The 13,691-nt window shown below is 43.0% G+C and carries 11 protein-coding genes, 1 pseudogene and 1 riboswitch; all 12 genes and pseudogenes read right to left on the bottom strand.

What is annotated here, in order from left to right; genetic code table 11:
• Positions 1-41 precede the first annotated feature (41 nt).
• The 12 genes and pseudogenes from DXA60_RS03920 to DXA60_RS03865 all read right to left on the bottom strand — a co-directional run bounded on the left by DXA60_RS03920 (position 42) and on the right by DXA60_RS03865 (position 13,449).
• Positions 42-1,376 (bottom strand): agmatine deiminase family protein, encoded by a 1,335-nt coding sequence (locus tag DXA60_RS03920; RefSeq protein ID WP_117919691.1) that lies wholly within the window; start codon positions 1,374-1,376, stop codon positions 42-44.
• A complete protein-coding gene (gene nspC / locus DXA60_RS03915; protein ID WP_117919714.1) occupies positions 1,348-2,481 on the bottom strand; it encodes a carboxynorspermidine decarboxylase in 1,134 nt (377 codons plus the stop codon). The genes DXA60_RS03920 and nspC overlap by 29 nt, the downstream gene beginning before the upstream one ends.
• A gap of 82 nt (positions 2,482-2,563) precedes the next feature.
• Positions 2,564-3,823 (bottom strand): saccharopine dehydrogenase family protein, encoded by a 1,260-nt coding sequence (locus DXA60_RS03910; protein ID WP_117919689.1) that lies wholly within the window; start codon positions 3,821-3,823, stop codon positions 2,564-2,566.
• 134 nt (positions 3,824-3,957) lie between these two features.
• A complete protein-coding gene (gene speE / locus DXA60_RS03905) occupies positions 3,958-4,821 on the bottom strand; it encodes a polyamine aminopropyltransferase (protein ID WP_117919687.1) in 864 nt (287 codons plus the stop codon).
• A gap of 29 nt (positions 4,822-4,850) precedes the next feature.
• Entirely contained in the window at positions 4,851-6,317 is a 1,467-nt protein-coding gene (locus DXA60_RS03900; protein WP_117919712.1) for an aminotransferase class I/II-fold pyridoxal phosphate-dependent enzyme, read from the bottom strand.
• Between the two features lie 677 nt (positions 6,318-6,994).
• Positions 6,995-7,501 (bottom strand): hypothetical protein, encoded by a 507-nt coding sequence (locus tag DXA60_RS03895; protein WP_147345378.1) that lies wholly within the window; start codon positions 7,499-7,501, stop codon positions 6,995-6,997.
• A 37-nt stretch (positions 7,502-7,538) separates the two neighbouring features.
• A pseudogene (locus DXA60_RS19705) lies at positions 7,539-7,586 on the bottom strand (hypothetical protein); the annotation flags it as partial.
• Between the two features lie 100 nt (positions 7,587-7,686).
• Entirely contained in the window at positions 7,687-8,514 is an 828-nt protein-coding gene (locus DXA60_RS03885) for a deoxyribonuclease IV (protein ID WP_241070709.1), read from the bottom strand.
• A gap of 83 nt (positions 8,515-8,597) precedes the next feature.
• Positions 8,598-10,562: a fructose-1,6-bisphosphatase gene (locus tag DXA60_RS03880; RefSeq protein WP_117919683.1), complete on the bottom strand. Its 1,965-nt coding sequence runs from the start codon at positions 10,560-10,562 to the stop codon at positions 8,598-8,600.
• 96 nt (positions 10,563-10,658) lie between these two features.
• Positions 10,659-11,426 (bottom strand): 4-hydroxy-tetrahydrodipicolinate reductase, encoded by a 768-nt coding sequence (gene dapB / locus DXA60_RS03875; protein WP_117919708.1) that lies wholly within the window; start codon positions 11,424-11,426, stop codon positions 10,659-10,661.
• Positions 11,427-11,528: 102 nt separating this feature from the next.
• Positions 11,529-12,419, bottom strand: coding sequence for a 4-hydroxy-tetrahydrodipicolinate synthase (gene dapA / locus DXA60_RS03870; protein ID WP_117919681.1), 891 nt, complete (start codon positions 12,417-12,419; stop codon positions 11,529-11,531).
• A 165-nt stretch (positions 12,420-12,584) separates the two neighbouring features.
• Positions 12,585-12,772, bottom strand: a riboswitch (Lysine riboswitch).
• Positions 12,773-12,813: 41 nt separating this feature from the next.
• Positions 12,814-13,449: a single-stranded DNA-binding protein gene (locus DXA60_RS03865; RefSeq protein WP_117919679.1), complete on the bottom strand. Its 636-nt coding sequence runs from the start codon at positions 13,447-13,449 to the stop codon at positions 12,814-12,816.
• Between the last annotated feature and the right edge of the window lie 242 nt (positions 13,450-13,691).

The following is a 13,691-nucleotide window of genomic DNA, read 5'->3' as shown; positions in this document are numbered from 1 at the left end:
ATACACCATTTAGGGAGATGATTTATTTCATAAACAAACCATCATTTATCGGAGGAACTCACGATATATGCAGGGATCTGCTGTGTAATGCAGTGAATGTTTCCTCCACCGGTCAGTATATCCCTTGCATACACCGGTATGATTTTTCTCTCCGGGCATAATTCTGCCATAATCTGCTGTGCCCGCCTGTCACTTTGTTCATTTTCTCCGCCAAACGCCGGCATGACCACGGCATTATTGGAAAAATAAAAGTTCACATAGGAAGCTGCAAGCCGCTCTCCCACTTCCCTTGTATCCTCGCCTTCCTCAAATTCATATCCTTCGAGCTCCTCTTTTGTGATACAAACCGGGGTATCCGGGATCGGAAGTTTGTGAATGATCAGTTTTCTGCCCTTTGCATCATACTCCGAACTTAAATAATCAAAACTCGCTTTTGACAATGCATACTGCGGATCGTTCTTATCGTCTGTCCATGCAAGGACAACCTCTCCCGGTCTTAGAAATGCACAGACATTGTCCACATGTTCATTTGTTTCATCCTGATAAATACCACGAGGCAGCCATAAAACTTTTTCGGCACCCAGATAACTTTTCAGTTTTTCCGCAATCTGTTCTTTTGTGAGTGATGGATTTCTTCCTTCACTGAGCAGACAGGACTCCGTAACGAGCAGTGTTCCCTCACCGTCACTGTGAATCGAGCCACCCTCTAACACAAACGGTCTGGCATCATAACAGGTAAAGCCAAATTTTTTACAGAAATTCCATGCAAACGCATTATCTTTTTCATAAGAGGCATACAATCCATCCACCGTACCGCCCCATGCATTAAAGTTCCAGTTTACGCCACGTATACACAGATTTTTCCCCGTATGAATCTCCATTCCTGTGCTGTCTTTTTCGCATCTTATGTTGGTACCAGAACACAAATCCTGTATATAAACCTTCTTATTTTTCACACAATCTGCCTGCACAGACATCTGATTGTCTGCCGTCAATGCAATAGAATTTTTATTTACATTTTTTACCAGAAAAGTCGGTGCAACATCTCTTGCCCAGGAATCATCCGTTTCCATCTCAAAAACGATCACCGGATACAAGTTTTCTTCTTCTTTTAAACTTTGTGCAAATGCCTTTGCGTGACCGATCCCTTTTTTTCCTGCAGCAACATACACCGTTTCACTCTCTGCAATCGCGCGGATCACAGCAGAAAATGCTGCTTCTGCTTCTCTTGCACCATTTCGCCAGGAACCTGGGCGCTCCGGCCAGATCATGATACACCCCTGATGTCTTTCAAATTCTCCCGGCATATAAAAACCATCCTGCGCGGGATTTGTCTCTTTTATCATTTCAGGACAATCTGCCTTTGAAATCCTCATAACCAAACTCCTTTATCATATCCACATTTCTATCTTCTCTTAAGACGGCAATTCCAGGCAGCGGCATACCGTTAAACGTGTTGTTTTTCACCATGGAATAAATTGCCATATCCTCAAAGACAAGACGATCTCCCACCTGTTTTTTCTGTGCAAAGCTGTAATCACCGATCACATCCCCTGCAAGACAGGTCATGGAAGAAAGACGATATGTATACGGCTTTTCGCCCGGCAGGTAACCGTCTTTTAACGGAGGTCTATAAGGCATTTCTAGCACATCCGGCATATGACATGCCGCCGATGCATCCAGGATCAGAATGTCCATTCCATTATGCACGATATCCATAACTTCCGTAACCAGATATCCCGCATTAAGTGCAATCGCTTCACCCGGTTCTAGGTAAACTTCCACACCATATTTTTCTTTGATTTCGTGTATCAGGTTCTTTAAGTCATCCAGCTTATAATCTGCTCTTGTGATATGATGTCCGCCGCCTAAATTCAGCCACTTTACCTGTTTTAAATATCTTCCAAACTTCTTTTCAAACGCATGCCATGTCGTGATCAGATCATCCGCATTCTGCTCACAGAGCGTATGAAAATGCAGTCCCTCGATCCCATCCGGCAGTTGTCCCGGAAATTCGCCATAAATCACGCCAAGTCTTGAACCCGGTCCACACGGATCGTAGATCTCATGCCCCTCCTGTGTGGAACACTCCGGGTTCACGCGGATTCCTGCGCTTACCATACATTCCGGCTGCAAAAAGTAATTCTGGTACTTTTCATACTGTGCAAAGGAATTAAAGATAATATGATCACAGATTTTAACCAGCTCCTCCATATCTTTTTCCTTATAAGCCGGCGCAAACACATGATTTTCTTTTCCCATCTCTTCTTTTCCAAGACGTGCTTCAAAAATCCCGCTCGCTGTCGTTCCGCTGATATACTGCCCGATCAGCGGATACAGTGAAAACATGGAAAACGCCTTCTGCGCCAAAAGCACATGGCAGCCAGTTTCCTGTTCCAGGTTTTGTAATATTTTTAAATTCTGTTTTAATTTCTTTTCATCTACCACATAACATGGGGTAGGAATCTCCTGCCATTTCATCATAATCCCCTTCTTGCACTGCTTTTCCAATGAATTTTTTCATTTACATCTTAAGCCTGTATGTCAGCACAAATCCCATTTTTTATTCTACTGTCTGCGGATTTTCATCCACGATCCACGGCAGACCATACTGGTTTAACATATCCATAAACGGGTCCGGATCAAATTCCTCAATGTTAAATACACCATCTTTATCCCAGACTTTATCAACAACCAAAGCTGCACCGATCATAGCCGGTACACCAGTCGTATAAGAGATTGCCTGGGAACCTACTTCTTTATAACACTCCTGATGATCACAGACATTATAGATATAGATTGTCTTTTCTTTTCCATCTTTCTTTCCTGTAAAAATACAGCCGATATTCGTTTTACCGACAGTGCGCGGTCCTAATGATGCCGGGTCCGGAAGCAGTGCTTTCAAAAACTGGATCGGTACGATCTCCCTGCCCTCATATTCAATCGGTGAAGTAGAAAGCATTCCAACATTCTCTAAACATTTCATATGTGTCAGATAGCTCTGTCCAAATGTCATAAAGAAACGGATTCTCTTTACTCCCGGCACATTTTGGGCGAGAGACTCAATCTCTTCATGATGCAGCAGGTACATATCTTTCTCACCGACCTGCGGGAAATTATATTCTCTTTTAATTTCCATCGGTTTTGTTTCCACCCAGTGACCATTCTCCCAGTAGGAACCATTTGCAGAAACCTCACGCAGATTGATCTCAGGATTGAAATTCGTTGCGAACGGATAACCATGGTCACCGCCGTTGCAGTCTAAAATATCGATTGTCTCGATCTCATCAAAATAATGCTTCAATGCATAAGCTGTAAATACGCTTGTTACACCCGGATCAAACCCACTTCCAAGAAGTGCAGTGATTCCTGCCTCCTTAAATTTTTCACGATATGCCCACTGCCAGGAATAATCAAAATATGCGGTAAATCCTTCTACTTCGCAGCGTTTTTCATAGATAGCACGCCATTTTTTATCATCGGTATCTTCCGGTTCGTAGTTTGCAGTATCAATATAGTCTACCTTACAGGCAAGACAGGCATCCATAATCGTTAAATCCTGATATGGCAATGCTACATTTAATACAGCATCCGGCTGATACTCTTTGATCAGGGCGATCAGTTCCTCTGTGTTGTCCGCATTTACCTGCGCTGTTGTGATGACGGTATCTGTTGTTTTCTCCAGTTTTTCTTTTAATGCATCACATTTTGATTTTGTTCTGCTCGCAATACAGATCTCTGTAAAAGTTTTGCTGTTCTGACAACATTTGTGAATCGCAACTCCTGCTACTCCGCCACATCCGATAATTAATAATCTTCCCATTTTGATCTCCTTTCTTATGTGTGAAAATCCTTATTTTCACTCTGACCGCAATTTCCATGCCTTTTATATCTTTAATTTTCTTATCGTCTGAATCTAACTAACATACTTTACGTTATTGGCAATTTTTGTATATTTTATTTCTTACGGCCTTCCTCTTCCTCTAACATATCCTCCACATACCGTGGCAGCATAAACGCTCCCTTGTGCAGGTTGGTCGTATAATACCATGTCTTTATCTTCCGCTCTTTCCAGCGCTTCACATCCAGATCATCGAGCGGATGATATTTCTTTGAAGCAAATCCAAACAGCCAGTAACCGGAGGAACACGTTGGTATGTGTGCCTGATAAACACGGCTAATCGGGAAACTGTGACTTGCCTTTCTGTGCATTCCACGGCAGGATTCCTCATCTTCATCGTAAAAAGGACTTCCATGCTGATAGACCATGATTCCGTCATCCTTTAAGGCACGGAAACAGTTTCCGTAAAATTCCTTGGTAAACAACCCTGCTGTATGCCCAAGCGGATCGATTGCATCATTGATGATCAGATCATACTCGTCATGTTTCATCCGCAAAAACTTAAGTCCATCCTCATAGTAAACTGTCACACGCTCATCCGATAAACCACATGCGTTATCCGGGAAAAATTCTTTACATACCTCCACGAACACACGATCTGGTTCCACCACATCGATCTGTTCTATTTCATCGTAGTATCCAAGCTCACGCGCCACACCACCGTCACCGCCACCGATGACTAACACTTTTTTTACATGCGGATGTACTGCCATAGGAACATGTACGATCATCTCATCATAGACAAACTCATCTTTTTCTGAAAAAACAATACTTCCATCCGAACTTAAAAATCTTCCAAACTCGTCCGAATCAAACACATCGATCCGCTGAAACTCTGTCTGAAGTCCGAATAACTGTTTCTGCACCTTAATAGATACCTTTACTTTTTCTGTATGGTAATCTGAAAACCAAAGCTCCATGATTACTTCTCCCTTCTTCTGTCCGATTTCTAACACATCTTTGGTTCATGTGCAAGCACCTTCAGATTTTCAACTTCCGGATCTTCCGTTCCCTGCATGGAACATCCTTTTTCTTTCGCATAAACAATGTACTCAATGATCTCCGGCGTGATCATCTCGCCCGGCGCTAAAATCGGGATTCCCGGTGGATAGCACATGACAAATTCACCACAAATTCTTCCGGCCGTCTGTCGTACCGGCAGAGATTCCTTTTGGGAATAAAATGCCACCTGCGGCGACACCAGAACTTTCGGGTTGATATATTCTGTGTTTAACATCTTTGCCGGATCTTTTGAATACAGCCGCTTAATATCTGCAAGCGCCCCGACAAGCCGCTCGATGTCCTGTATCCGGTCACCAATGGAAATATAGGCAAGAATATTCGCAATATCCCCCAGCTCGATCTGGATATCATATTCATCCCGCAGCAGATCATAGACTTCGATGCCTGCAAGTCCGATATCTCGCGTATAGACTGACAGTTTCGTCACATCAAAATCATAGACACTGCCGCCATTGATCATATCTTTGCCATATGCATAAAAACCACCGATAGAATTGATCTCATCTCTGGCGTATTCTGCCATCTGTGCTACTTTTGCAAATGATTCCTTTCCTCGCAGTGCAAGATTTCTTCTCGAAATATCAAGACTTGACATCAAAAGATAAGACGCACTCGTCGTCTGTGTCAGATTGATGATCTGGCTGACATATTCCCAGTTCACGCCCCGTCCGGTCAGAAGAAGTGAACTCTGTGTCAGACTTCCTCCCGACTTGTGCATGGAAACAGATGCCATATCTGCACCGGCATCCATGGCACACACCGGAAGATTCTCCCCAAAATACAGGTGTGTTCCATGCGCTTCATCCACCAGCACCAGCATATTGTGTGCATGTGCCACTTTTACAATGGAACGCAGATCAGAGCAGATTCCATAATAAGTTGGATTGTTGACCAGTACTGCCACTGCATCCGGGTTCTCCAGAATCGCACGTTCCACTTCTGATACCTGCATGCCAAGCGAAATGCCAAGTTTCACATCCACCTCCGGATTGACATAAACCGGAATCGCTCCACAGAGTACCAGTGCATTGATCACACTCTTATGCACATTGCGCGGCAAAATGATCTTATCCCCTGCCTTGCAGCAGGAAAGCACCATCCCCTGAACAGATGAAGTGGTTCCTCCTACCATAAAAAATGCATGTTCTGCCCGGAATGCCTCCGCTGCAAGTTCCTCCGCCTCCTTGATCACAGAGACCGGATGACAGAGATTATCAAGCGGCTTCATGGAATTGACATCTAAGCTGACACACTTTTCTCCCAACAGCTCCACTAACTCCGGATTTCCCCTTCCTCTCTTATGTCCCGGCACATCAAACGGTACCACTCTTCGTTTTTTTAACTTTTCTAATGCTTCATAAACCGGCGCATGCATCTGCTGCTCTTTGTCCATGGCTTCTAAAAACCCCCTCATCTTCCATAAAAATACGGTATGTCTGCCTTTATATGCTTGCGCCTTTCTGATAAATTCATTAATATCCAAAAGTACAAAAAAGAACAGGCATCCATCACCTGTTCTTCTATCGTCGTTATCATCATAGTCATACTTTATGTAATCTGTCTACATTCTGCAAAAACTATTTTCTCCAGAGTCCGCGTTGGGTTACTGTTCAGTCGTAAGCTTGACACTTGCTGTCAAGCTGTGCGCCAGAAACTAGATAATGCCAAATTACAGTCCCATGCATCGAAGATGCATTTAAAATGGGCTGTAATAGTTGCTGCTCTCACAGTATGTGTGAACAGCAACTGCGTTGGCACCATCGCCAGCAAATATTTGCGTATACTACTCTTATTGACCGTTTCACAAGTGATATTGGATTCCGGGATATCCCCGTAATCAACTTATAAAATTTGAGCTTCTAACTCAATCAATAACGCGGCTTACACCGCAATCGGCAGTTGCCCCGCCTGTCCGTATGGGCTTAACCAATCTCTTGGTGGGCAAACAATAGATCTGTTTCTTCTCTATTGTAACGAATATTTGCATGAAAACAATTTTCGCATTCATGTGATTTGAAGTATAACACACGCATCTGGCAAATGCAATAAATATCTGCTTTTCTTCATATTTTATTTTGCTTTAAATGAAATCTTTTTATTGCCACCCTTTTTGGAATCGAGCCATCCACCATAGTAGCAGTCCTGTAACACATAGGTTTTACCCTTTGTCAGTTTCTTTGTTTCGATTGTAATCTTATTGCTTCCAACTTTGGCAGTTGCGGTTGCACTTATAGTCTTTCCATTTCCTTTCAGTTTGATCTTAACCTGGCAGGTATTCCCCTTTTTGATGGTGGACTTATAATCTTTTCTTGTAGTGCAGGCAAGACCAAACAACTGATCTGCGGTCACTTTTGATTTTAATGTGATCGTTGCTGTTGTTCCTTTTCCGGTAACTAAATTAATTTTGAACATCTTGCTGCTGCGTGTTGACAGCGGATTTGCATCACTGATGGCAGCAGAAGATGAACTGGAATATCCACTAGTTGACAGATAACCATAATAGGCATATGTCTTTCCTGTCTTGGATGCTGATACATAATCTCCAATATAGAGATCCTCCAGTCTCCACCTGGACATCTCCGATATCCTTATCGTCGATCATTTTCATGAATGTTCCATAGTCAACTTCTGTTACCTGCCTCTTGATCAGAAGTGGTGTCACAAAAAGGTTAAATACAAACAGAACGATCAGTACGATACCGTAGTAATAAAATAACGATGTCTTTCAATATACAATCACATTCTTTTGTATATACAGATATTTATTTGGTCCACTCCCGGACTAAATGTATCTCTCTTTTATATCCCTCATCATCATTCGGTGTCTCTAAAATAAACGGTCTTCCCTCTAAAAGCGGGTGCACTGCCACATGACGCATTGCCTCTGCGCCGATCTTTCCCTCTCCGATCCTCGCATGGCGGTCCTTGTGGGAACCACAGTCATTCATGCTGTCGTTAAAATGAACCGCCTTTAAACGGTCAAGCCCGATCACCCGGTCAAACTCCTTTAATACACCCTCTAAATCATTCACGATGTCGTAGCCGCCATCCCATACATGGCAGGTATCAAGGCAGACTCCCATTTTTTCTTTTAATTCCACACGGTCTAAGATCTCTCTTAATTCCTCAAAATTTCTGCCAACCTCAGTTCCTTTTCCTGCCATCGTCTCAAGCAGAACTGTCGTTGTCTGATCCGGTTTTAATGCCTCATTTAACGCTTCTGCGATCAGTTCAATTCCGGTATCTGCCCCCTGTCCCACATGGGAACCCGGATGAAAATTATAATAATTGCCCGGCGTATACTCCATGCGTCTTAAATCATCGAATAACATTTCCTTTGAAAAAGAACGGACATCCTCTTTCGCTGCACAAAGGTTCATCGTATACGGCGCATGTGCAACGATCTTGCCAAATTCATGCTCCTTAGCAAAATTTAAAAACTTTTCCACGTCTTTTTCATCAATTTCTTTTGCCTTTCCACCACGTGGATTTCTGGTAAAAAAAGCAAATGTATTGGCATCTAACGCTAACGCTGCCTTTCCCATTGCCGCATAACCTTTCGATGCGGATAAATGATTTCCTATTAACATATCAATCCTCATTTCTGCACTGCGCTTCGCGCATCTTAAGTTTACACACAATGATACTCCTGTCTGTATGCGCGCATGCTCTTTTATTCTGCCCGGTTCTTCTCCACGATCGTACCTGCCCTGTATGCTGCGAGCAGTTCTTCAAGATCATGGATTGACTCTTTTAGGCCTTTTCCGATATCTGTATCGGCAACTGTTTTTCTCCGCACGACCTGCTGCACCAGAACCGTATGGGATACGATATCGCTTCCGTCCTGCACCGCTTTTTCTACCGATTCAAACGGTTCATGCGCCGCAAGCACCAGACCATAAGAATTATAAATCAGCGTATATCCGGCAATCCCCGTCTTTGGCTGATATGCCTTGGAAAAACCGCCGTCAATGATCAGAAGCTTTCCGTTACATTTGACCGGAGACTCTCCTTTTTTTGCCTCCACCGGAATATGACCGTTAATGATGTGCGCCTCCGCACCTTCAAGCCCGAATTCCTCTAAAATCCGGTTGACCACTTCCTCTTTTTCAAGCAGCCTGTAATAAGGATTTTTCGGCTCCTGATGCGTTTTTTTATCTGCAATAAAATAACGCTCAAACGTCGTCATCTTTGCCTTTCCAAACACCGGGGAATTCTGGTTTTCCCAGATAAACCATAAAATATCCTGTCCCTTTTTCTTTTCCTTCGGGTCGATCGCATAATAACCTTTTCTCGCATAGCCTTCTAGCACATCATAAAGCTCTTTTCCGGTATATTCTTTTCCGAAAACATTGACTTTCGTGAACGTGCCATCCTCATTTAACGGCACACAGCCATGATAGAGAAGATTGCCATTGTATACTTTGTAGAGGCTTCCCTGCGTATACAAAAAACGTACATGGCGCTGCAGTTTTTCACAATTTGTAAATGCCGCCACCAGACGCTCCATCACATCTGCTTCATCCTCCGAAAGGCGATATGGATCTTTCCAGTCGATTGTCGGAAAGTTGACATCCTTGAGCGGATATTCTTTTCCTTCCACACACACCGTTCCCTTTTTTATATCAATCTTGTCAAGCAGAAGCCTTTTTTCCATCTCAAATTCCGGGTGTTCTTTGATTAGCTGTCCTTCCAGCTTAAACTGCATGATTGTGATCGCCTTGTGCATTTTTTCATCTAAAAATGCGTCATGTACATCATACTCATCTTCCCTGTAATCCAGTTTAAAACAATCACAGGAATCCTTGTCATACCATTTCATCGCAAATCTTGCCAGCGGTACAAGATTAATTCCATAACCATCCTCTAACAGATCGAGGTTGCCGTATTTTGCGGAAATGCGGATCACATTGCAGATGCATGCAGCACTTCCAGACGCTGCTCCCATCCAGTATACGTCGTGATTACCCCACTGGATATCCACAGAATGATGCTCCATCAGCGTATCCATGATCAGATTCGGATATGGTCCCCTGTCAAAAATATCCCCGACTACATGCAGATGATCCACGACAAGACGGCGGATCAGATTACAGAACGCAGTCACAAGTTCCGCAGCCCTTCCTGTACGGATGACCGACCGGATGATTTCATTATAGTATGCTTCCTGATCAGATACTTCCTGTCTGCCGGTCAGAAGTTCCTCGATCACATAGGCAAAGTCTCTCGGCAGTGCTTTGCGCACCTTTGATCTTGTATATTTGGAAGATGCATTTTTGCAGATGCGGATCAGACGGTACAAAGTCACCTTGTACCAGTCCTCTAAATTATCTTCCGTCTTTAAAACCTGTTCTAATTTCTGTTCCGGATAATAAATCAGTGTGGCGATTGCTTTTTTCTCCGCCGCACTGATCGCATTGCCAAATTCATCTTCTATTTTCCGCTTAATAGCACCGGAACCGTTTTTTAACACATGTAAAAACTGGTCATACTCCCCGTGCACATCTGTGATAAAATGCTCCGTTGCCTTTGGCAGGCTAAGAATTGCCTGTAAATTAATGATCTCCGTTGCCGCTGTGGCAATGGTTGGATACTGGTTTGATAAACTTTTTAAATAACGCAGGTCGGTCTGCCCCATAGTATTCCTCATTTCTTTCTGCACGTTCATTTGCTGCTTTTTATCTTAGCACAGGAAATGAACCGGGGCAACCAACGTTAATTTATTGTCAATACATTACGCAATCGTAGCCTTGATCACATCCCCCATATCATAGAAACCAGCCGGTTTACCGGATAAGAATTTTGCTGCCTGAACAGCTCCTTTTGCAAATACACTTCTGGAATATGCAGTATGCTTAAACTCGATCACCTCATCAAGTCCTGCAAAGATCACTTCATGCTCTCCTACGATGCTGCCACCACGCACTGCTGAAATACCGATCTCTGTTTTTTCTCTCTTTTTACGCTCTTTGCTGCGGTCATAAGTATAAGTATATGCATTGTCAAGTGCTTCATTCATGGAATCAGCAAGTGCAAGTGCCGTACCGCTCGGTGCATCTAATTTCTGATTATGGTGTTTTTCAACAATCTCCATATCAAAACCTGCCGGTGCTAAAATGGTTGCTGCCCGTTTTAATAATTCCATTAACATGTTGATTCCAAGGGACATGTTGGCAGATTTTAATACGGCAACTTTTTTCGATGCCTCGTCCACCTTTTTTAACTGCTCCTCAGACAGTCCTGTTGTACAGAGTACTACCGGGATCTGCTTGTCCACACTGTATACTAAAAGATCATCCACTGCCTTTGCGTTGGAAAAATCAATGATCACATCCGCTGCCACATCGCACACAGAAATATTCGGGAATACCGGATAATCGTTCTTAATGCCATCGTAAAGGTCGATTCCTGCCACGATTTCAATATCTGCATCTTCCTTACAGATTCCAGTAATCACCTGTCCCATTTTTCCGTTACATCCACTCATAATTGCTCTTATCATATTGTTTTTTCCTCTCTTTTCTATGTTTAAAGCAACACCGGAAACGCTGCCCCCAACATTTCCGGTGTTTTTATCAATCTGGCTGTCTGATGTTTTTATCACTTACGCCAGCTTAATCCCATAATTCTTCATTACTTCCGCAAGTTTTGCTGCATTTGCATCTGTCATCTCTGTGAGCGGGGAACGAAGCGGTCCTGCTTCCATACCCATCAGATTCAGTGCTTTCTTGACCGGTATCGGGTTAACCTCTGAAAACAGAGCCTCAATGAGCGGCTGTGCCTTTACCTGGATCTCCATTGCTTTTTTCGTATCGCCATCAAAGAATGCCATACACATATCATGTACATCTTTCGGTGCAACATTTGACCATACGGAGATCACTCCGATCGCTCCGATGGACATAAGCGGTACCACGATTCCATCCTCACCGGAATACAAATCAAGTTTTCCGTCCGTTAAATACATTGCTTTTGCTGCCTGTGCAACGTTTCCGGTTGCTTCTTTGATCGCAACGATGTTCTCCACATCACGATACAATGTTGCGGCTGTCTCTGGAAGAATATTGCATCCGGTACGGCTTGGCACATTGTACATAATAATAGGAAGTTTTACAGAATTTGCAATCTCTGTGTAGTAGCGGATCAGACCTCCCTGTGTTGCTTTGTTATAATATGGAGTTACGCAGAGCAGTCCATCCACGCCGGCTTTTTCCGCTTCTTCCGAAAGGTGGATTGCCTCTCTTGTACAGTTTGAACCGGTTCCTGCAACGACTGGGATACGGTGTTTTACAAATTTAACAGCAGCTTTGATCACCTCTGCATGCTCTTCTGTTGTCAGCGTAGAACTCTCACCTGTTGTACCTGCGATGATGATACAGTCCGTTCCCTGATTGATCTGATACTCGATCATTTCCTCTAATCTGTCATAATTTACTTCTTCATTGTTTTTCATTGGTGTTACGATCGCCACACCGGCTCCTTTAAAAATAGACATACTAACAATCCTCCTGCTTCCTGTATTATGATACGTTAGGATACACTGCTTTGTGCACACGGTATTTTATTTATTCATAGGACATAATTTCCCTTTGAATTAAAAAAACCGACTCTGATGAGCCGGTTCGTAAATTCTAATCATATGTATTACTCAGTATATGTCGAATCCGATAGCGCCCCATCTTTCTGCTTTACAGCTTAAGATGACAGTCATAAGGCTCTTTACCTTATGCCCAGGAACATATCTGCAGCAAATATACTCCTTCGGCGTCCTTTCCTTTCATTTTCCATCCACTGTCTCTGCCACATCCGTAAAAACTACTCTTAAAGCACGCAACCTCTATCAAGCAATATGTATCTTTTAGCAATCATAGCACCATCTATTTCTACTGTCAATCCAATTCCTCTAAAAAATCAATTTTACTGACGGACACCTCATAGGCGACTCTCTTTTCCGTCTGCGTCTCCGACAGTTTTTTAACATATTCCCTGCTCTGTATCCTGCCCCAGATCTGCACATGTCCGCCTACATCAAATCCGGATGCAAATCTCGCATTTCTGCCCCAGCAGATACATGGAATATAATCTGATTTTCCGTAGGAGCGGTTGACTGCGATCAAAAGATCTGCGATCTCTCTTCCAAGCGGCGTTTTCCGGTAAATCGGTTCCTTACATACATAACCATCCAGAAAGATCTGGTTGCTTTTCACGTCATCATCGATCTCATCTAAAAATTCCAGTTCTCTCACGAACACAGAAAGCACCAGCCTGTTTTTCTTTTCCTCGTGCCTGTTAAATGAACGGAACTGCCCTGTCACATAAATATTCTGTCCGACCATATCTTCATTGACATCAATCAGCCGCTCTGAAACCATAAGTGGTATATAATCCATATAATTGCTGAGACGGTTGACTGCCACATCGACCATATAAAATCCCTCTCCGTACACTTCGTGACTGAACCGGAAATCTGATACGATCTCCCCCACGATTGACACCTGGTTGTTTTCAAACATTTTATCTGCCATGAATTTTCTCCCTTCCTTACGGCCATACACCTGTATTTTTTGTACTTTTTTTACCGTTTCTTTCTCGTATGACCTGCCTGACATATTATTTTTACCATGTATCACATTCAAATTTTCATGGAACATGTCGATAAGAAAACGAATGTAATGACAACTTTTGTCAGGTTTTTGTTGAAAAAAATCTTGCAGAATCCCATAAATATGATAAAATGTATAGGTTGGTTTTTTAACCTTATGTTACA

The sequence above is a fragment of the Roseburia sp. OF03-24 genome (assembly GCF_003463035.1).
In the GTDB taxonomy this organism is placed as follows: Bacteria; Bacillota; Clostridia; order Lachnospirales; family Lachnospiraceae; genus Roseburia; species Roseburia rectibacter.
Note: the sequence above shows the minus strand (reverse complement) of the source record. Positions and strands in the feature narration are given on the sequence as shown.

Bases quoted from the DNA above. Each gene is read 5' to 3' on its own strand.
- DXA60_RS03920 (WP_117919691.1), bottom strand. From the start codon at position 1,376: ATGAGGATTTCAAAGGCAGATTGTCCTGAAATGATAAAAGAGACAAAT.
- nspC (WP_117919714.1), bottom strand. From the start codon at position 2,481: ATGAAATGGCAGGAGATTCCTACCCCATGTTATGTGGTAGATGAAAAG.
- DXA60_RS03910 (WP_117919689.1), bottom strand. From the start codon at position 3,823: ATGGGAAGATTATTAATTATCGGATGTGGCGGAGTAGCAGGAGTTGCG.
- speE (WP_117919687.1), bottom strand. From the start codon at position 4,821: ATGGAGCTTTGGTTTTCAGATTACCATACAGAAAAAGTAAAGGTATCT.
- DXA60_RS03900 (WP_117919712.1), bottom strand. From the start codon at position 6,317: ATGGACAAAGAGCAGCAGATGCATGCGCCGGTTTATGAAGCATTAGAA.
- DXA60_RS03895 (WP_147345378.1), bottom strand. From the start codon at position 7,501: ATGTCCAGGTGGAGACTGGAGGATCTCTATATTGGAGATTATGTATCA.
- DXA60_RS03885 (WP_241070709.1), bottom strand. From the start codon at position 8,514: ATGTTAATAGGAAATCATTTATCCGCATCGAAAGGTTATGCGGCAATG.
- DXA60_RS03880 (WP_117919683.1), bottom strand. From the start codon at position 10,562: ATGGGGCAGACCGACCTGCGTTATTTAAAAAGTTTATCAAACCAGTAT.
- dapB (WP_117919708.1), bottom strand. From the start codon at position 11,426: ATGATAAGAGCAATTATGAGTGGATGTAACGGAAAAATGGGACAGGTG.
- dapA (WP_117919681.1), bottom strand. From the start codon at position 12,419: ATGTCTATTTTTAAAGGAGCCGGTGTGGCGATCGTAACACCAATGAAA.
- DXA60_RS03865 (WP_117919679.1), bottom strand. From the start codon at position 13,449: ATGGCAGATAAAATGTTTGAAAACAACCAGGTGTCAATCGTGGGGGAG.